General features: G+C 62.0%; 15 protein-coding genes. 5 read left to right on the top strand and 10 right to left on the bottom strand.

Annotated features, from left to right (window positions below; genetic code table 11):
• Positions 1-104: 104 nt before the first annotated feature.
• The 10 genes from ABJO18_RS15490 to ABJO18_RS15445 all read right to left on the bottom strand — a co-directional run bounded on the left by ABJO18_RS15490 (position 105) and on the right by ABJO18_RS15445 (position 11001).
• Positions 105-371, bottom strand: coding sequence for a hypothetical protein (locus ABJO18_RS15490; RefSeq protein WP_348507753.1), 267 nt, complete (start codon positions 369-371; stop codon positions 105-107).
• Between the two features lie 224 nt (positions 372-595).
• Positions 596-1753, bottom strand: coding sequence for a glycosyltransferase family 4 protein (locus tag ABJO18_RS15485; RefSeq protein WP_348507754.1), 1158 nt, complete (start codon positions 1751-1753; stop codon positions 596-598).
• A gap of 86 nt (positions 1754-1839) precedes the next feature.
• Positions 1840-2592 carry a transglutaminase-like cysteine peptidase gene (locus tag ABJO18_RS15480; RefSeq protein WP_348507755.1) on the bottom strand — a complete coding sequence of 251 codons (753 nt, stop codon included), beginning with the start codon at positions 2590-2592 and terminating at the stop codon, positions 1840-1842.
• Positions 2593-2878: 286 nt separating this feature from the next.
• On the bottom strand, positions 2879-3625 hold the full coding sequence (locus ABJO18_RS15475) for a metallophosphoesterase family protein (protein ID WP_348507756.1): 747 nt from the start codon (positions 3623-3625) through the stop codon (positions 2879-2881).
• A 42-nt stretch (positions 3626-3667) separates the two neighbouring features.
• Positions 3668-5896 (bottom strand): polysaccharide biosynthesis tyrosine autokinase, encoded by a 2229-nt coding sequence (locus tag ABJO18_RS15470; protein WP_348507757.1) that lies wholly within the window; start codon positions 5894-5896, stop codon positions 3668-3670.
• Between the two features lie 93 nt (positions 5897-5989).
• The gene (locus ABJO18_RS15465; RefSeq protein WP_348507758.1) at positions 5990-7273 is read right to left on the bottom strand and encodes an outer membrane beta-barrel protein; all 1284 of its coding nucleotides are present in this window, start codon (positions 7271-7273) and stop codon (positions 5990-5992) included.
• 95 nt (positions 7274-7368) lie between these two features.
• Positions 7369-7764 carry a hypothetical protein gene (locus ABJO18_RS15460; RefSeq protein ID WP_348507759.1) on the bottom strand — a complete coding sequence of 132 codons (396 nt, stop codon included), beginning with the start codon at positions 7762-7764 and terminating at the stop codon, positions 7369-7371.
• A gap of 152 nt (positions 7765-7916) precedes the next feature.
• Positions 7917-9623: an O-antigen ligase family protein gene (locus ABJO18_RS15455; RefSeq protein WP_348507760.1), complete on the bottom strand. Its 1707-nt coding sequence runs from the start codon at positions 9621-9623 to the stop codon at positions 7917-7919.
• Between the two features lie 75 nt (positions 9624-9698).
• Entirely contained in the window at positions 9699-10292 is a 594-nt protein-coding gene (locus ABJO18_RS15450; protein WP_348507761.1) for a polysaccharide biosynthesis/export family protein, read from the bottom strand.
• A 40-nt stretch (positions 10293-10332) separates the two neighbouring features.
• Complete coding sequence (locus ABJO18_RS15445) at positions 10333-11001, bottom strand: sugar transferase (protein ID WP_348507762.1); 669 nt, start codon at positions 10999-11001, stop codon at positions 10333-10335.
• A gap of 428 nt (positions 11002-11429) precedes the next feature.
• Here ABJO18_RS15445 and wecB point away from each other — a divergent pair, with 428 nt between their 5' ends.
• The 5 genes from wecB (at position 11430) to ABJO18_RS15420 (ending at position 17967) form a co-directional block, all read left to right on the top strand.
• Positions 11430-12578 carry a UDP-N-acetylglucosamine 2-epimerase (non-hydrolyzing) gene (gene wecB, locus ABJO18_RS15440; protein ID WP_348507763.1) on the top strand — a complete coding sequence of 383 codons (1149 nt, stop codon included), beginning with the start codon at positions 11430-11432 and terminating at the stop codon, positions 12576-12578.
• Between the two features lie 168 nt (positions 12579-12746).
• Positions 12747-13760 (top strand): NAD-dependent epimerase/dehydratase family protein, encoded by a 1014-nt coding sequence (locus tag ABJO18_RS15435; RefSeq protein ID WP_348507764.1) that lies wholly within the window; start codon positions 12747-12749, stop codon positions 13758-13760.
• A 23-nt stretch (positions 13761-13783) separates the two neighbouring features.
• Positions 13784-15058: a Vi polysaccharide biosynthesis UDP-N-acetylglucosamine C-6 dehydrogenase TviB gene (gene tviB / locus ABJO18_RS15430; protein WP_348507765.1), complete on the top strand. Its 1275-nt coding sequence runs from the start codon at positions 13784-13786 to the stop codon at positions 15056-15058.
• Positions 15059-15118: 60 nt separating this feature from the next.
• Positions 15119-16150: a UDP-glucose 4-epimerase GalE gene (gene galE / locus ABJO18_RS15425; RefSeq protein ID WP_348515996.1), complete on the top strand. Its 1032-nt coding sequence runs from the start codon at positions 15119-15121 to the stop codon at positions 16148-16150.
• On the top strand, positions 16147-17967 hold the full coding sequence (locus ABJO18_RS15420) for an ABC transporter ATP-binding protein (RefSeq protein ID WP_348507575.1): 1821 nt from the start codon (positions 16147-16149) through the stop codon (positions 17965-17967). Before galE ends, ABJO18_RS15420 begins: the two co-directional genes overlap by 4 nt.
• Positions 17968-17978: the final 11 nt, after the last annotated feature.

Here is a 17978-nt window from a genome sequence, read left to right as displayed (position 1 = left end):
CGCCGCCCAAGTGAGTATGGTTTTGCAAGTAACATATACGCAGAGAGGTCCGGCCCGCAAGGCGGCCCCAGCTCACAGCTTCAGGGCGGGAAAACAGCCACCACTCACCCGATAAGGCGGGAAAGTCCCCAGGCCACGGCGAACCAGAAACTGCCACAGCTGAGCAGGATGAAGGCAAGTGTCCGACGAGCCGACCAACGGGGGGCCAGGCCGACCGTGTCGCTCCAGCGCGTTTCCAGTTCTTCGACCAGCGCCCGGGCCGGCGAAGCAGCCGCTGACATGGCCTCGATATCCGCGTGAAGACGTCGCGCATCCCGGACCGCTCGATCCGGCTCCACGCCGCGATGGGCTTTCTTCAGCGGATGGGACATGACGCAGGCCTTCCTGATGACGCTGCCTATCCTCGACCCCATCCCTTTAACAATTCACTGACACGCCGGGACTGGCCGAACGATTTCGCAAAAACGAATCGCAGAGTTAATGCTAGTTTAATTGGAAACTCTGTCCAGAGACTCTCGACTGATCTGACGTGAAGACAAGATATCGCGCACGGAAAAAAGTATTCAGAACATCGTCTTGGGCCTGAGCTTGCGCTTTACATGGTCCCGGCACGTCGGCCGCTCATGAGCTCGTCGAGCACGCCCCGATAGGCCCGGACCACAACCGCTTCATCGTATTCCGTTTCCATCTTGGCGCGTCCGGCCCGACCCAGCTCGGTGCGCGCGTCGTGGGACATGGCCGCAAATCGCAGACAGGCCTCGGCCAGGCTTTGCGCACTGCGGACCTCGCAAAGGAAGCCCGTATGCTCATGTGCAACGACCGAGCGGCAGCCTGGAACATCCGTTGCAATCAAGGGCCGCCCCATCGCCGCAGCTTCGATCAGGGTCCGCGGCGCCCCTTCGCGATAGGAGGGAAGAACCACGCAATGCGCCTCGGAGATTGCGGGTCGTACATCCGGCATGGTCCCCAGATATGTGATTGCGCCGTCCGCTTCCCAGGCCGCGACGGTGTCGCGGTCGATCGCTGAACGGTTCTGGGACGCCACCGCGCCGAGGACGCGGAACTCCGCCTCGGGGATTTGCTGCCGGACGAGGCGGGCGGCGTCGACATATTCGACGACCCCCTTGTCACGCAAAAGCCGCGCGATCATCAGGAATACCGGACCGATCCTGGACGACGGCAGGCCGGTGGGGGCAAAGTGCTGCAGATTGATACCCGATCCAGGCAGCAACCGCGCCTGCTCCGCACGAGCCAGCCGGCGCGAAAGGAAAAGGTCTCGATCGTCTTCATTCTGAAAAAAGACGACAGGCAAGCCGCCGAAAGCTTGCCGATAGAGCGTTTCAGCAATTCGTTGAAGCAGGCCGCCTGAAAGAAAGGCCGTACCGAGCCCGGTCACGTTGGGAACGAAAGGTATCCCGACCTCACGCGCCGCCATCGCGCCGAAGATATTGTTCTTGATGGTGTAGCTGAGCACGATGTCCGGCCGCAGCCGGCCAAATACCGAGGACAGGCGCCGGAACAGGGCGAAGTCGTCCAGCGGATTGAGCCCCTTGACGCTCATCTCCAGCGGCTCGAAGCGGCACCCCATTTGCGCCATGGCGCCGACACTGTCGTCGGGTGGGGCCAGCACTGTGACCTTATGCCCCTCGGCCAGCAACATCTCGATCACCGGCCGCCGGAAGTTCAGGACATTCCAGGCCGCGTTGACCGTTACAAGTATGTGCATCGCTGCGCCCCGCCCCAGTCCTGCCAAGCAGACGGGTCGTTTCTAGCGGGCAAAGCGACGAATTGAAATCTTTGCGACGCCCGCAGGCTTACTTTCCGCCACCGGTCTCGAAGTCAGATGGGTTCGCGCGTCGCTTGCCCGGCCGCGGTCGCAATGTTTGCATCCTGACTGGTGAGGATCTGTCCCGGCGCGATAACCCTCGCCCACTGCAGCAGGTTCTCGCCCTGCTGAAGGCTCAGCCAGCGGTACGGTGTTTCCCCGGCGGGAAGCAGATAGGGTGAGTTGTTATCGAGCACATAGTCAGCATCGGGCATCCGGAGCATCAGAACGGCATGCATACCGGTTGACCGGGACCATCCGGTGACCAGAGCCAGACGCGACGCAGGAACGCCGAGTTCCAGCAGGGCCTGACGCTTTTCGAGCGCGTAGTCTTCACAATCGCCATAGCTGACTTGCGCTTCGCTGATCGGAAGAACCCAGGCTTCGTCGGCATCCCACTGATCGCGGTCGCTGCGATAGGTAATCGCGACATTCACTCGTGCATTGACAGCATGTGCCACCGCCAGGAGTTCTTCGTCAGTCATGGCGAAAACGTCGTCGTCCTTGCCGCTCGGCGATGTCTTGGCGGCATCGTCGCCGCTTTCGCCTTCATCCGAAGCAAGGCCGCAGATATCCAGCCGGCCGATGCAGAACTCGAAAACTCCTTGTGGCGGAGCGACCAGCTCGGCGGTGGTCAGACGGGGGGCTCCTGCCGTGTGCGCCGAACAGGCAGCGGCCGAAAGACCGGCGAGCGCCGCGACAAGCGTCGGAAGAATGCGACGGCTCGGCTTGTTATTGTTGTTGTCGGCGAATTGCTGACCGCGCATCTGAAACCTCCCGTGGAAGAACACAGGAAGATTGACGCAGTCGCGATAATATATAGAAAATAGAAGTAGTTAATACTTGTTAGGGTAAACGCATGTATAACATGTATACTTAAGTATTTAATCTATTTATATTGTATCAATGCGGGATTTTTGAATTTTGTATCGTTGCTAAAGCATTAATTCGAGACACAGCCTGGATCGGCGCTCGAGCATTCGCGGACACATAGGCGCGCACTTCCCGCCGGGCCGCTGAACCGCCGTATGAAGTACTGGCCGAAGACTGGAATCAGGATGTCGAGAGGAACTCGACGCCGGCGCTATCGATCACTGCCGCCGTAAGGATACCCGTCTGGTAGGCGCCGGTATCGACACCGATGCGCCGCGCATCGCGGTGCGGCACCGACTCGGGTGTGTGACCATGCACGATAACCCGCTCCAACCGTCGCGAGTCCTCAAGAAACGACTCGCGGATCCACAGCAGGTCTTTTTCCTCCTGGACATCGAGAGGACGCGCCGGGTCGACCCCGGCATGAACAAACATGTAGCCACCGCGGTCGGCGCTGAGCTCCAGCGCGCTCAGGAATTCGGTGTGGGCGCCCGGCAATGCCGCGGCAAATGCCTGGCTGGCCGCTGCCCAGGCAGCGTCATCGCCCTTGAGGAGGGGCGGTCTGACACCGTATGACATCAGCGTTTCACCACCACCATACTGGAACCAGGCCGGACCGGCCGACGGATCCTTCAGGAAATCCATCAGCGTGGCTTCGTGGTTGCCTTTCAGGAAGGTCCAGCGAAGGCGGCTGCGCTCAGGCTTGCTCACGAGCGTTTCGACTACAGCACGCGAATCCGGTCCGCGATCGACATAGTCTCCGAGGAATACGAGTTCCGCAAAGCGATCGCCATTATGGGCCGATATACGGGCGAGCAGACGGTCGAGAAGATCCTTGCGACCGTGTATGTCGCCAATGGCATAGATCGGCCATTCGGGCGGCTCTACCGGCCGTTTTCGCGACAGGATCGATTTCAGCCAGTTCATGGCAGCAGACCTTGCGATACTTCGGCAGTCTGGAACGAGGACCTAGTCCGTATAGTAGTTCCTGTAGGAACGATAGTAGTCCCCGCCGACGTCATATCCGTAGCGCGCCTGGGCTTCGATATTCACATTGTTGAGCACAATCCCGAGAATATCGGCCTTCGACGCGCGCAACTCGTTGATCGCCTTGCGCACGATGCCAACGCCACTCTTCTTCCAGCGCGCCGCAACGATCACGCTGTCGGCAAGAGCCGAGATCGCGCGCGTGTCGGAAACGGCGAGCACCGGCGGCGTATCCAGAAGCACCAGGTCGTAACGCTCCCGAAGTTGCAGAAGAAGCGTCTCGAACGCCTGGGACCCGAATACGTCACGGGGCGTGAACGTCGTCTGGGCGAGGGGCAGCACGTCAAGATCCGTCTTCTCGTCGCGCCGCACCGTTGCAGCGATATCCGCAGAACCGCTCAGCAGCTCAAGCAGCCCGGCCTCGGGGTCGGCATCGAGAACCCCCTTCGTGAGCAGGCGGCGGCGAAGATCGCAGTCGACGACAATGGTCGAACTACCGGCCATTGCGGACACTCGGCCGAGGCACAGGGTTGTCGTGGTCTTGCCGTCGCCCGGCAGGGCCGAAGTAATCGCAACCACCTTGGTCGGCCGATCCAGGCCCGAGAGCCGGATCGCCGAGCGGATGGTCCGGAAGCTTTCGGCAAAGCCTGACATCGGTTTGTCGAGGAGATAGTTCGCGGGTTCTGCACGCCGGCGCGCCAGGCGCCCGATCAGACCGGGCTGCACGCGCGGAACGGAGGCCACATGCGGCAGCGCGAAGTGCCGTTCGATATCCGTCTCCGTTCGCAGACCGCCGTCGAGGAGTTCCAGCACGGCGACCGTGCCGACGCCGGCAATCCCCGCAAGGACGAGGCCGATGAGAAGATTGCGGGAATGGTTCGGTCCACTCGGGCTGCGCGGCAGCGGCGCTTCCGCGATCAAGCGGGCGTCCGCCTCGGTCAGGCTTTCCGCTTCATTGGTCTGGCGAAACCGCGTCAGGAAGGATTCAAACAGCGCGCGCGCCGCCTCAGCTTCACGCTCGAGCTCCCGCAAGCGAACGATCGCAGCGTTGTTCTCCGCCAGTTCGCCACGGGCGGAGCGAAGGCTCTGTTCAAGCGACCGGACCCGCTCCTGGGCGCCATCAACCTCGTTCTGCAGGTTCGACAGGATACGGGTGATACCGTCATCCAGCTGCGCCTCGATATCCGCCAGCTCCCGGTTCGCCGTCACGATCTGCGGGTGCCGGGGGCCATAGCGAGAACTGAGTTCCGCAAGCCGCGAGGAAATTTCCGAACGCTGAATCCGCAGAGCCTGGATCACTTCGGAATTGATGATGGCGCCGATCGTGTCGGGACTTACGCCACGATCAAGCTGTGCCCTTACACTATCAAGCCGCGACCGGGCCTCGGTCAGTTCAGCCCGCTGCACGGCGAGCTGATTGTTAATGTCGGCGACCTGCTGTTCAGCAAGCGTCGACCCGTCTGCATTGATCAGGTTTTGCTCTTCGCGGAAACGCGCGACGGCTTGCTCGTGCGTTCTGACTTCGGTGCGAAGCGCTTCGACACGCTCACTGAGCCATGCGTTGGCACGTTCGGTCGCCTCAAATTTCGCTTCCAGCTGCGTCTCGAGATAGGCGTCCGCATAGGCGTTCGCGACGTCACGCGCCAAGGCTGGAGCCTCGGCGGTGAAGGATATTGCGAGAATATAGGTGCCCCGGACACGCTCAACCGCGCCACGGGACAGGACCGCGTTTACAACAACTTCCCGGACGACTTCGGGATCCGGCTCGGTGGCAGCGTTTCTCGCACTGACCTGACCCGGAAGAAGAGAGCGCAACGTATCGCGCACGGACTTCCTGAAGGCATCGACACCTTCCGGCTCTCGCAAAAAGGGATTGAGTTCCGGAACGTTCACCAGATCAAGACGATCAACAACGTTTTCCGCAAGAGAGCGGCTGCGTAGAACCTCGATCTCGGTACTCACAGCGGAGGCATCGCCGGACAATCCCGACACCACCGCTTCAATGTCGATAACCTGGCTCTGCCGGACATTCAGCAGAATGTTCGACGTCGCCGTGTAGTAGGCCGTCTGCTGCGATGTGTAGAGCGTGGCAGCCACAAACACCACGGCCGCGGTAGCCAGAAACACCCAGAAGCGCCGGCGCGCGATATTCAGCAGCTCGCGAATATCGATGCCATCATCATTCTGGGACGTGTTCGAAAGTTCGGACATCGACATTCCACCCTTGCCGCCGAGCATAATCGTGCAGATTTGACCCGGCCCCGCAAGAACGGGGCCGGGTCAAATCACGCATGAATGTGCCGATTAGGGGCGCAGGACGAGCCGGACGCCAAAGACGTTGCGCTTGAAATCGCGGATGCCGGCAGAACCACCGGAGTCCTGCTCTTCATAGCTGTAGTCGGCGCGCAGCCCCACATTGGCATTGACCAGATAGGTGACGCCCGCGTTGAAACCGGTGCGCTGATCGGTACGATCGAGACCGTTGAAGCTAGATTCAGACCAGTAGACCGCTGCCGAAACGACAGTATCACGGCGCAGCTCATGGTCGACACTGGCGACAACCGAAGTGTCGAAGGTGCCCGACGCGACGTCAACCGCAGACTCGCGGATTTCACGGGTCGCCGAAAGGCCGAGCGTGGTCAGCTGGGTGGGGAACCACTCAACTGCGGCGTTAATGCTGAGCCCGCTCTCGCTGTCAAAGCTGGCACTGTCGTAATCCTGCTCGGTATAACCCACCGCCACTTCACCGCGCGCCGTACCGCGGATGTCGAAATCAGCACCGAGGTCAACGGTATAGCCGGACGAGTCTCGTTGCTCGACGACAACCGGCGGAGCCAGATCGTATTCGCGATTGTTCACCGCAGCCCGCACGAAGACCGATGTATCGGGGCTTACCGCGTAATCGCCACGAACGGCATAGACGAGGGATTCGTGATCGCGGAAATCGACGTCGAGCGGAGCACCGCCGAACAGGGTCGTATCTTCGTAGTCGATCGGCGTGAAGTCGACCTGGGCATTGGCCCGCCAGCGACCGTATTCCCGCGTCGCACCCAGGAACGCGTTATAGGTGCTGTACTCGACCGGTTCTGCGGCCTGCCCGGACGCTCCGGCAGACGTGCGAGGCTCCGTCTCGTCAGCAAAGCTGATGCCCGCCTCGAAATAGGTTCCGCGGACAACGTCAAGCCGCCCGCTCACGCCAGCCTGCCAGTCGAACGTGCTTTCGTCGGAAAAGTCCTGATATTCGCGCTGAGTAACGCCGAAGTTCGCATCGAGGCTGTGGCGCGACCACGTCGTTGTCACATCGAGCGCAGCAGCAGCCGACAGAATGGTGTCGGACTCCTCATTGGCAGCGGTGGCAAAAACATTGTCATCATGCTCCAAGCCCAGCGTCAGCTGCGGCTGGAAGATGAAAGCGCCATTCTGGAACCCGTTACCACCGTATTCGGGGCGGGCGCGCTCAAGCACGCTGATATTGTTGTCGCGCGAGAACATCCCCCCGGCGGCGCCCTCCTGAGCGTGAACGGGCGCGCTGACGGCAGCGGATGCGATGACTGTGCCAAGGCACAAGGCCAGTTTGGGAAAATTCATAACCGATTCCATGCCCTTTTGCGCAGCATATCCCCGCGTCGCTACACCCGTGTGACAGGGTGTGACTGAACGCAAAGACGGGTGCACACCCCTTGTTAGTAGTCCGAGTTTCCGCCGCTTCCGCCGCCCGGAACGCTGGAGCCGCCCAGTGCGCCATTCCCGCCTCCGCCGGCGACCGGCGGCTGCACACCTTGATCGTTCGCCACAGCCGTGATCGCAGCAATCAGCGTCTCGTCGTCAGCATTGTCGGTTGCCAAGATCGCAAGCGCTGCCGCCAAAATCAGCGGATCGGGCTCATATTCCTCAATGACTTCCTGAAGCGCCGCCTCGATATCTTCCTGGCTGGCATCTTCCGGAAGCTCGTCGACCGCTTCCTGGAACGCCGCGGCGAGGACATCGGCCGTCAGTTCGGCCGAGGCCGCCTCGACCGCAGAGTCCTGCGCCCAAGCGAAACCGGCCGCAGGAACAGTCAGCACGGCGCCGACAGCCATGATCGACGTCAGAATGAATTTTCCGTGAGACATGGTGCGCCCCCTATAAACACTACTGACTTCTTAATACCGCAGGATTGCAATCCGGTCCAACGCAAATCCCCTGATATACCGTCTTTTTCGCGATCGGAGATGCCTAAGGGACTCACATGTCACCGATTGGCAACACGGATGTCCCAGTCCGCCTGAATTGCGGGCGGTGCAATACGCGCCTCCCGACGTGCCGCCGCGCGGACATCTTCGGGCAAAAACCCCCACACCGTCGCAACGAAATCCAGCCGCCAGCGTATGACAGAGCGGTCAGCGTAAGGCATGACGAAATAGGATTGCCGCAGCGCATCAATCACCGCGGCGGGGTCTCCAGGTTGCGACAAAAGCCGTGCCATCGAAAGCTTCGCCCAGACCAGCCCGTCTCTTGGCTCCATTTCGACGGATCGTTCATAGGCCACCGCTGCGACCGAGGCCCGCCGCAACTGCATGGCCAGCGCGCGATCGCCGATTGCTGTGTAGAGCCGGGCGGAGCCTCGCACCGGCAGGACATCGCCATAGGCGGCCAAAAATTCCGTGTCGTCGAGGTTCGCAATCGACAGGGCTTGCGCGCGGTCGAGAAATGCCGATCCAGAAAGCAATGCGCCGGCCGCAAATACGGCTGAAAAGGCGATGGCAGTCCAGCGCCCCCCTGCGCGCGACGCTCGCCCGCCGCCGGTCGCCAGACCAGCACCAACCCCCAACACCCACGCGAAAAGCCACATGAAACCGGGTATCTCGAGGGCGAAATCCACCATGCCATGGCCCAGGACAAACAGCACCCCGACAGCTACTGCGCGGATCAGCGGTCTCTGACTGCGGCGGCGGTCGAGCCCCCTCAGTATGTCGCGTCCGATCAGCCCCGCAGTCACGGCGAGGCCGGCAAACCCGGCCAAACCCGCCTGCAGGATCCATTGCAAACCGACATTGTGGGCCGCATTCTGGTACATGATGGTCGCCGCATTGTCAGCGCGTGCGGATTTTGCGTTGATGAATTCGAAGCCTCCAAGGCCGTGGCCGAAAACCGGTGCGTCGCCGATTGCACGGATATAAGCATCAAACATCACGACCCGAGCGTTGCCGCCCGCATTGTCGATACCCGCGAAGAGACGCTCGGACACAACACTCCCCGACAGCCAGAAAACAGCAACGAGCACGCTCGCGACGAGCAGCCCCAATGGCGACAAGACACCTCTCCGGTCGCCCCGGCGCCATGCGGCAATAAAGGTCCACGCCAGCAACACCAGGGCTGACACGGCAAATGCGGACAGGGCTCCGCGAGACCCCGTCATCAGCATGCAGGTCAGGCAGATTATGAGCGTTACCAGCGGCAGGACGAGCGATTTCGCCCGGACGCCCCGCGCCAGCGCCTCAAGAGCGCCGCCGATCGCAAGAATTGAGAACAGTCCGAAAAACGTGCCGGCCGTATTAGGCGAGAGGAAAGGCGTCGCGAGACGGTGTGACGGATTTGGCCTGTCCAACCAGAGGATTTTTTCAGGCGTGATGACCGTGTCGTAAAACGCAATCACACCCAGCAGGAGTCCGACGAAGAGGGTCGCATTCCACAGAACCGTGGCCCGCTCCGGCGCGCGGGCGCCGGCCTGGGCGATTGCAAAGACGCCGGTGGCAGCGAAGAGACTCGCGTATTCGGCCGCCCCGGTTGATGCCCATCCGCGGACCACCGCCAGCGCATACAACAGCCCGACCAGGCAAACCATCAACCAGACAAGCCGGGATGGTCGCACCGCAGGACGAAGGCAGGCACCAGCCGTTGCCACCAGTATCAGGGAGGAAACAAGCAGCCCCGCCGCAGGCTCGTCGGCGCCAAGCATGGCGGCGGCCAGCAGGAAAAGCCCAAGGACGGCGCCCCAGGGGAACAGGACATCTAGCGGCCGGCCCGGCACTGGCTAGAAGAACCGCTCACCGATTCTCACGGTATCGCCGGGCAGCACGCGCAGATCAGCCGTCAACGGAACAGCGACTTCCGTATCGGTTCCAGCGCGCTTGACGTAGACCGTCCGCGTATTGGCGCGATAGGTAAAACCGCCTGCGCGAGCGACAAGATTGAGAATGGTAAGCCCTTCGGAGTAGGGGTATTCGCCAGAGCTGTTGACTTCACCGAGAATAAAAATCGGCCGGTAGTTTAGGATCTCCGCACTGACCCGCGGATCGTTGAGATACCCGTCGCTCAGCGCCGTTGTGACGGCGTTTCGGAATTCGTCAAGTGTCAAGCCGCCGGCGCGCACCTGGCCGACCAGCGGCATGGACACCGTACCGTCCGAACCGACGACAAACTCGCCGGACAGGCTACTCTCACCGAACACGTTGACACGAACCTCGTCGCCCGGCGCCAGATGATAGGCGCGGTCAGTATCGAGACTCTCGACACCGACGTCCGGCACGGCCCCCTGCGAGCCGGCAATCGGCCCGCCGGGCGTCCCCGCACACGCGGCGAGAGCGCTCGCAAGAATGGCACAAGCCAGCACGTAGATGAGTTTCATGGTCAGGCGTCCCCGCATTGTTTTGCTTATGGCACAGCGGTCAGAGCACATCCTTGCGAAGCACGACGTACTTGACCGTATCTGCGAGAATCCGGGCATCAAGCCGCCAGGACCAACGCGCGCCATAAAGGGCATCATAGCGGACTTTACGTTGCGCACTCAATCGGTTCCGTCCGCGGACCTGCGCCAGACCGGTCACGCCCGGCCGCGGGACCAGGGCGGCTGGACGCGTCAGCCGCGCATGAGCGGCCGGGTCGTTCACAAGCAGGGGGCGGGGGCCGACGAGGCTCATCTGCCCTACAAGCACGCAATAGAGCTGGGGAAGTTCGTCCAGGCTGCTGCTGCGTAGAAAGGCGCCGATCGGCGTCAGGAGAACATCCGCATTTTCGATGCTCTCCCGCGCCTGAACGGGAGCATCGATACGCATGGTGCGAAATTTCGGCATGGCGAAAACTTCAGCACCGCGACCGATGCGCTGAGACCAGAACAGGCTGGGACCGGGGCTCGTTGCGCGCACCAAAACGGCCAAAACCAGAAGCAAGGGAGACAGAAAAACCAGGGCGCCAGCCGAACCGGCAACATCAAACGCGCGCTTCCAGACGCCGCCCACGGATGGTAACGCAGCGCCGGGCAAGCCGGGTGCAAATCTGGATCTGAAACCCGCAAAGCGTCGATCGACGGCTTGGGGTTTTTCACCACCCATGAACATAATTTTTCCTTCGCCCCTGCACAAAACTAGGGTGTCCGATGAACGCACGTGCGTCAACCAAAGGCACCGGATTAACCGCACTACACCAGAGAATTTCAGAAAACTGATACAATACAGACACAGAATCCACACTCAAAAGCTATTTCAATTCTCTATCGGTTTGATGTGGCAGCGCAGCATTCTCAGACCTAGAACTGCCTCATCGCGACAACCTGTTATTGCAATGGCCGTGCCGCTTCAGGGAGGGCGCCTTCTCTGCCAGGGCGGCACAGGCCGCCGAGATGTCGACTCTTCGGTAACACGGCATTAAATACAGATAGCTAGCCGGTCCTGCTTTTTTAAAGCCCCCCAAGACCGGGCGCCTTGTCCCGCTTTCCGGGTCCAGTCTCAACGCGAACCCCACTCGCCGCCTCTCGCCGGAAACCAGGATGGCACACCAGACCGGAGCAAACATGCCCAGCACCGGACATATCGTCACCGTCGTCGGGGCCCGCCCAAACCTGATGAAGCTGGCGCCACTCGTCAGAGCCTTCAAAGGGCAAGCCTCAATGATCCGGCACAGCATCGTGCATTCGGGACAGCACAGCGATCCGGCGATGGATTCCGCGCTTTTCGAAGCGCTCAATATCCCCGCCCCGGCATGGCATCTCGGCGCTTGCACCTGGGAGGGGCGGGCAAACCGTCTGGCGGGCTTCATCGACGGGCTGAGCGAGGCGTTTTCCGACTTGTCCCCGGACTGGGTGGTCAGCATCGGGGACGTTGACACAGCCCTTGCCGCAGCACTGGCAGCAAAAATGCGATCCATTCCGCTGGCACACATCGAGGCCGGGGCGAGATCCGGAAACCTGGCAATGCCGGAAGAACAGAACCGGCGCCTGATCGATGCGGTCGCGGATCTTTACTTCGCCGTGGACCAACGGGATCGCGACAATCTCGTCCGGGAGGGCATATCGCCCGACGTCGTTCATGTGGTCGGTTCACTGATGGCCGATTGTGCCCTGCAGAAGATTGAACAAGCGCGCACGCGTGGCACTGCCCGGGCTCTCGGTCTTCAGCTGCAAGGCTATCTGACCCTCACCCTTCACAGACCCGAGAACGTCGACTCTGCGGAGACACTCTCCGGTCTGCTCGAGGCCATCGCGAGCGGCGCTGGCGATCTTCCCATTCTCTTCCCTGTCCACCCCCGGACCCGTCCGACACTTGAGCTTGTGCTGTCCTTGCGTCCGGGCTGGGCCGGGCAGCTGATCTTCCGGGAACCCGCCGGCTATCTCGATATGCTGGATCTGATTTCCGGATCGCGTGTGGTTGTGACCGACAGCGGCGGGCTGCAGGAAGAATGCGGTGTCCTTGCCTGCCCCTGTGTCGTCGTACGCGACCATGTCGAACGGCCCGAAATGCTGGAACTCCCGAGCCAGTACAAGGGAAGCACCAATCCGGAGCAGCTCGCCCGCGCGATCCGGAAGGCGATGACGCAGCCGGCGGAAAGCCGGCCCCATCTCCAGCCCTTCGCGGCGTTGGACGGCAGGGCTGCCGAACGGATTGCCGGTATATTCCGGACGTTGTTCGAAGGCCGCTGAAGTGATGGAACCCGTTCGCTGACAATCAGATTTCACGAAAAGTAGACAAATTGCATCTGGCAAGCGGTGGCGGATTGTGCGCATTACCTCCGCAACTGGCGCGATTTTTGCGTCTGCAGCACAAAACTGCACCTGTGTGACGTTGCCTACTGGAGCTTCAACCACCCGATGACGCGCGTATTGATCACAGGCACGGCCGGCTTCATCGGCTTCCATCTGGCGAAGCTCCTGCTCGAAGAGGGCGTGGAGGTGTGCGGCTATGACGGGATGACCGATTACTACGATGTTGCGCTGAAGCGGAACCGGCATTCGATGCTTGGCGAGCACGACGGCTTCTGCGCAACAGAAGCCTTGCTGGAGGACCGTGATGCGCTGGACCAGACAGCTGACGCGTTCCGCCCAGACGTGATTGTGCATCTGGCTGCACAGGCCGGTGTTCGCTACAGCCTCGAAAATCCGCGTGCCTATGTCGACTCTAATGTCGTGGGCACGCTGAATGTGATGGAGGCCGCGCGGCGGCTCGAGGTGCGGCATCTCCTGATGGCGTCAACGTCATCGGTCTACGGTGCCAATACGGACATGCCGTTTGGCGAATGCCAGAAAGCCGATACCCAGCTGACCATCTATGCTGCGACCAAGAAGGCGAACGAGAGCATGGGCCATGCCTATGCCCATCTGTGGAACCTGCCGACCACCATGTTCCGCTTCTTTACCGTCTACGGTCCCTGGGGCCGGCCGGACCTGGCGCTTTTCAAGTTTGTCGACGCCATCCTCGATGACCGCCCGATCGACATCTACAATCATGGCGAGATGTATCGCGACTTCACCTATGTGGACGATCTGGTGCGCGCCATCCGGATGCTCATCGATGTCCCGCCGGTACGCCCCGAGACGGAAGCGTCAATCGAGCCAGGAGACAGCCTGTCTCCCGTTGCACCCTACCGCGTCGTGAATATCGGAAACTCGGACAAGGTCCGCCTTCTCGACTTCATCGATGCCATCGAGGCCAGCCTCGGCAAACCGGCGATCCGCAACTACATGCCGATGCAGATGGGGGACGTGCCGGCGACTTGGGCCGATGCCAGCCTGCTGCAACGGCTTACCGGCTACCGGCCGCAAACAGACTTCCGCGACGGCATCGACAGATTCGTTCGCTGGTTCAGGGACTATTACGGCAAGTAGCTTGCCTTTTGGGGGACAGGTTCATGTCAGTACAATCAGAGACGATCGCCGTTATCGGTCTGGGCTATGTCGGCCTGCCGCTGGCCGTGGAGTTCGGAAAGCACCGGCCGACAGTGGGCTTTGATATCAAGGCCGACCGGATTGCCGAACTGCGCGCGGGTCACGATCATACACGCGAAGTCGATGCGGAAGAACTGGCGCAGGCCCGTCATCTGCGTTTCGCCAGCGACGTCGCCGATATCGCGAACGCCTCGATCTACATCGTCACTGTTCCCACGCCGATCGACGATCACAAGCGCCCCGACCTGACACCGCTCATCAAGGCCTCCGAGACCGTGGGCCGCGTCCTCAAGCCGGGCGACCTGGTGATCTATGAAAGCACCGTCTATCCAGGCGCGACCGAAGAAGAGTGCGTTCCGGTCCTGGAACGGGTTTCCGGCCTGTCCTTCAACAAGGACTTCTTCTGCGGCTATTCACCGGAAAGGATCAATCCGGGCGACAAGGCCCATCGCCTGACGACAATCCTGAAGGTTACCTCCGGCTCGACACCGGACATCGCCGACCGGGTCGACGCACTCTACGCATCGATCATCACGGCGGGGACCTACAAGGCCGAGAGCATTCGCGTCGCCGAGGCGGCCAAGGTGATCGAGAACACCCAGCGGGATCTCAACATCGCGCTGATCAACGAACTCGCCATCATCTTCAACCGGCTCGGGATCGATACCGAGGCGGTCCTCAAGGCGGCCGGAACCAAGTGGAACTTCCTCAACTTCCGCCCTGGCCTGGTCGGCGGTCACTGTATCGGCGTCGATCCCTATTACCTGACCTACAAGGCGGAAAGCCTGAACTATCATCCCCAGGTCATCCTGGCAGGACGGCGGATCAATGACGGCATGGGCGCCTATGTCGCCGGCCAGATGATCAAGGCGATGCTGAACCGCCGGATCCAGGTGAACGGATCGCGTGTTCTGGTGCTGGGCCTGGCTTTCAAGGAAAACTGTCCGGACCTGCGCAATACGCGTGTCGTCGATGTGGTGCAGGAATTGCGTGACTATGGCGTCAATGTCGACGTCCACGACCCGTGGGTCGACCCGGCCGAAGCCCGGGAAGAATACGGGCTGGAGATTGTGACCGAACTGCAGGAGGGGGTTTATGACGGGATTGTCCTGGCCGTCGCCCACCAGGGCTATCGCGATGGCGGGGAAGCCCCCCTGCGGGCGCTCGGCACGCCGTCCCATGTCTTCTTCGACCTCAAATCGGTCTTCCCGCCTGCGGCATCCGATCTCAGGCTGTAGGTCGATGCGGCGGCAGATCCCATACCCCACGCGCCACCGCAGGGACGGTTGGACGCAGCCATGAGCCGGAAACATATCCTCCTGACCGGCGGCGCGGGGTATATCGGCTCGCATTGCGCCGCCGAACTCCTAGAGCACGGCCATGAAGTCGTCATCCTCGACAATTTCTCGAACGCGCGCCGGGATGTCGTGGACCGTATCGGCCAGGCCGCCGGACGCCCCGCTCCCCGTGTCGTCGAAGCGGATATCCGCGACAGGACTGCGATCCATGATCTGATGGAGCGCTCGCAATTCGATGCCGTGATGCATTTCGCCGGGCTCAAATCGGTGTCTGACAGCGTCTCGCGTCCGGCCGAGTATTTCGACGTGAATGTCGGCGGTCTGGTCACCGTAATTCAGGCCATGAAATCCAATGGTGTTCGCAAACTGGTCTTCTCGTCGTCGGCGACGGTGTATGATCTGGGCGCCGGCCAGGGCGCGATCCGCGAAGATGCCCCGTTCGGCCCCAACAATCCTTACGGCCAGAGCAAGCTGATGGCGGAACAGGTCCTGCAGGCCCAGGAAGCGGCGGCCCCGGACTGGTCGGTCGGCATCCTGCGCTATTTCAATCCGGCGGGCGCCCATCCCTCGGGCCTGATCGGCGAATGTCCGGCAGACCCGCCCGACAATCTTCTGCCCTATATCGCTCAGGTCGCGGCAGGGCAGCGGCAGTATCTGGGCATATTCGGCGACGACTGGGATACGCCCGACGGGACCGGTGTGCGCGACTATGTCCACATAACCGACCTGGCACGGGGACATCTGGCCTCACTGGACGCACTCGAGCGTGACGGACACGGGCATGTCGTCAATCTCGGCACGGGCCGCGGCCTGTCGGTACAGGACGTCCGCCGCGCCTATGAACACGCCTGCGGCCGCGAGATACCCTTCCGTATCCTGCCGCGGCGGCCCGGCGATGTTGCCAGCTGCTATTGCGACACGCAGCGTGCACGGGACGTGCTCGGCTTCGAGGCCAGGCAGGATGTCGATGCCATCTGCGCGTCGAGCTGGAAGTGGGTCCGCCATCTGTATCCGGAGGTGTCCCCGTCATGACGCCACCGGATACACCCGATGTCGGATACTTCCAGTCCCTGCGGATCGTCTGGCATCACCTGACCGGGCGCCGCCGGCGCCAGCTCGCGCTTCTGGGCGGGCTGACAATCGTGGCGACCTTCGCCGAAATGCTGTCGATCGCCGCGATCCTGCCCTTCCTGTCGCTGCTCGCCGCGCCCCAGCGCGTGATGGAGAGCCCCTACACGCGGCCCCTGCTTGAAGCGCTGAACATCGCCGGACCGCAGGATCTGCTCCTGCCCCTGACGGCCTTCTTCGTTGTCGCCGCCGCCGTCTCCGGCGCCCTGCGGCTGACAATGTCCTGGGCCCAGGCCCGCCTGTCGCACGCAATCGGCATCGATCTGTCGGTCGAAATCTACGAGCGGACGCTGTACCAGCCCTATTCTGTGCACGCCGCCAACAATACCAGCCGCGTCCTGACGGTTGTGAGCAACAAGAGTCTCAAACTGGTCATCGGCATCATCCTGCCGACGCTGAATCTGATCGCCGGAGCGTCGCTCTTCCTGGCCATCACCCTCGTCCTTCTCGCTTTCGCGCCCGGCCTCGCCCTGTCCCTGATCGGAAGTCTCGGCGTGATCTATGGCCTGGTTCTGTTGCTGCTGCGGGCCCGCGTCCGTGCCAATGGCGACCTGATCGCCCGGGAAATGTCGCGGTCGATGCAGGTCTTGCAGGAAGGCCTGGGCGGCATCCGGGATGTCCTGCTCGACGGTTCCCAGCCGATGCATGTCCGCCGGCTGGCGGCATCCATCACGCCGATGCGGCGCGCGACGGCCGACAATACCTTTCTCGGCGCGGCGCCCCGGTTCGTGATCGAGACGATCGGGCTGATCGTCCTTGCCGGCGTCGCCTTCATGATCGCCCAGCGGCCCGGCGGCATCGAGGCGGCCCTGCCTGTCTTGGGCACGATCGCCCTGGCCGCCCAGCGCCTCCTGCCTGTCGCCCAGCAGGCTTATTCTGCCTGGACGCTGATCCGCGGGTCCCGCAAGGCGGTGTCCGAATGCCTTGAGTATCTCGCCTTCCCCCTCCCCGACGCAGCCGATGAGCGCGCACCCAGCCTGCCCTTCCAGCGTTCGATCCGGTTCGAGGCTGTCGATTTCAGCTACAGCCCGGACACACCCGCCGCGCTGAAGTCCGTCTATCTCGAACTGCCGCGCGGCATCCGCGTCGGCATCATCGGACCGACGGGTAGCGGCAAGAGTACGCTGGTGGACATATTGATGGGTCTGCTTTCACCGACCGGCGGCGCGCTGACCGTCGACGGCACGCCGATTGACGCGACCACCCGACGGGCATGGCAGAAGCATATCGCCCACGTGCCCCAGGCCATTTTCCTGACTGACAGCACACTGGCCTCGAACATCGCATTCGGAGTCCCGGCCGACCAGATCGACATGGACCGGGTCCGCGAGGTCGTCGAACGCGCCCAGCTGTCCGAGACCGTCGCGCGGCTTCCGGAAGGCCTCGACACCGTGATCGGCGAGCGCGGCATCCGCCTCTCCGGCGGTCAGCGGCAACGCATCGGCATCGCCCGCGCGCTCTACCGCCAGGCCGATGTGATCGTGTTCGACGAGGCGACGAGCGCTCTGGACACCGAAACCGAACAGCGCGTCATGCAGGCCATCGAAAGCCTGGATCGCGACCTCACCCTGATCATGATCGCCCACCGGGTCTCCACGCTGCGCAATTGCGATCTCATCGTACAGATCGAAGACGGCCGCATCGCCCGAACGGGCAGCGCGGCGGCGTTGCTGGCGGAGGCCAGCACAAATGCCACCGCCCCTAAGCACCAAGTTCAATAGCCAGGCTTCTC

The organism is Maricaulis sp. (assembly GCF_039978735.1).
In the GTDB taxonomy this organism is placed as follows: domain Bacteria; phylum Pseudomonadota; class Alphaproteobacteria; order Caulobacterales; family Maricaulaceae; genus Maricaulis.
This window is presented reverse-complemented; position numbering and strand designations above follow the sequence as displayed.

What these genes read in the sequence shown, in the direction of transcription:
- ABJO18_RS15460 (WP_348507759.1), bottom strand. Translation starts at nt 7,764, where the DNA reads ATGGCTGTCGGCGCCGTGCTGACTGTTCCTGCGGCCGGTTTCGCTTGG.
- ABJO18_RS15455 (WP_348507760.1), bottom strand. Translation starts at nt 9,623, where the DNA reads ATGCTTGGCGCCGACGAGCCTGCGGCGGGGCTGCTTGTTTCCTCCCTG.
- tviB (WP_348507765.1), top strand. Translation starts at nt 13,784, where the DNA reads ATGTCAGTACAATCAGAGACGATCGCCGTTATCGGTCTGGGCTATGTC.
- ABJO18_RS15475 (WP_348507756.1), bottom strand. Translation starts at nt 3,625, where the DNA reads ATGAACTGGCTGAAATCGATCCTGTCGCGAAAACGGCCGGTAGAGCCG.
- ABJO18_RS15450 (WP_348507761.1), bottom strand. Translation starts at nt 10,292, where the DNA reads ATGAAACTCATCTACGTGCTGGCTTGTGCCATTCTTGCGAGCGCTCTC.
- galE (WP_348515996.1), top strand. Translation starts at nt 15,119, where the DNA reads ATGAGCCGGAAACATATCCTCCTGACCGGCGGCGCGGGGTATATCGGC.
- wecB (WP_348507763.1), top strand. Translation starts at nt 11,430, where the DNA reads ATGGCACACCAGACCGGAGCAAACATGCCCAGCACCGGACATATCGTC.
- ABJO18_RS15420 (WP_348507575.1), top strand. Translation starts at nt 16,147, where the DNA reads ATGACGCCACCGGATACACCCGATGTCGGATACTTCCAGTCCCTGCGG.
- ABJO18_RS15435 (WP_348507764.1), top strand. Translation starts at nt 12,747, where the DNA reads ATGACGCGCGTATTGATCACAGGCACGGCCGGCTTCATCGGCTTCCAT.
- ABJO18_RS15480 (WP_348507755.1), bottom strand. Translation starts at nt 2,592, where the DNA reads ATGCGCGGTCAGCAATTCGCCGACAACAACAATAACAAGCCGAGCCGT.
- ABJO18_RS15465 (WP_348507758.1), bottom strand. Translation starts at nt 7,273, where the DNA reads ATGAATTTTCCCAAACTGGCCTTGTGCCTTGGCACAGTCATCGCATCC.
- ABJO18_RS15470 (WP_348507757.1), bottom strand. Translation starts at nt 5,896, where the DNA reads ATGTCCGAACTTTCGAACACGTCCCAGAATGATGATGGCATCGATATT.
- ABJO18_RS15490 (WP_348507753.1), bottom strand. Translation starts at nt 371, where the DNA reads ATGTCCCATCCGCTGAAGAAAGCCCATCGCGGCGTGGAGCCGGATCGA.
- ABJO18_RS15445 (WP_348507762.1), bottom strand. Translation starts at nt 11,001, where the DNA reads ATGTTCATGGGTGGTGAAAAACCCCAAGCCGTCGATCGACGCTTTGCG.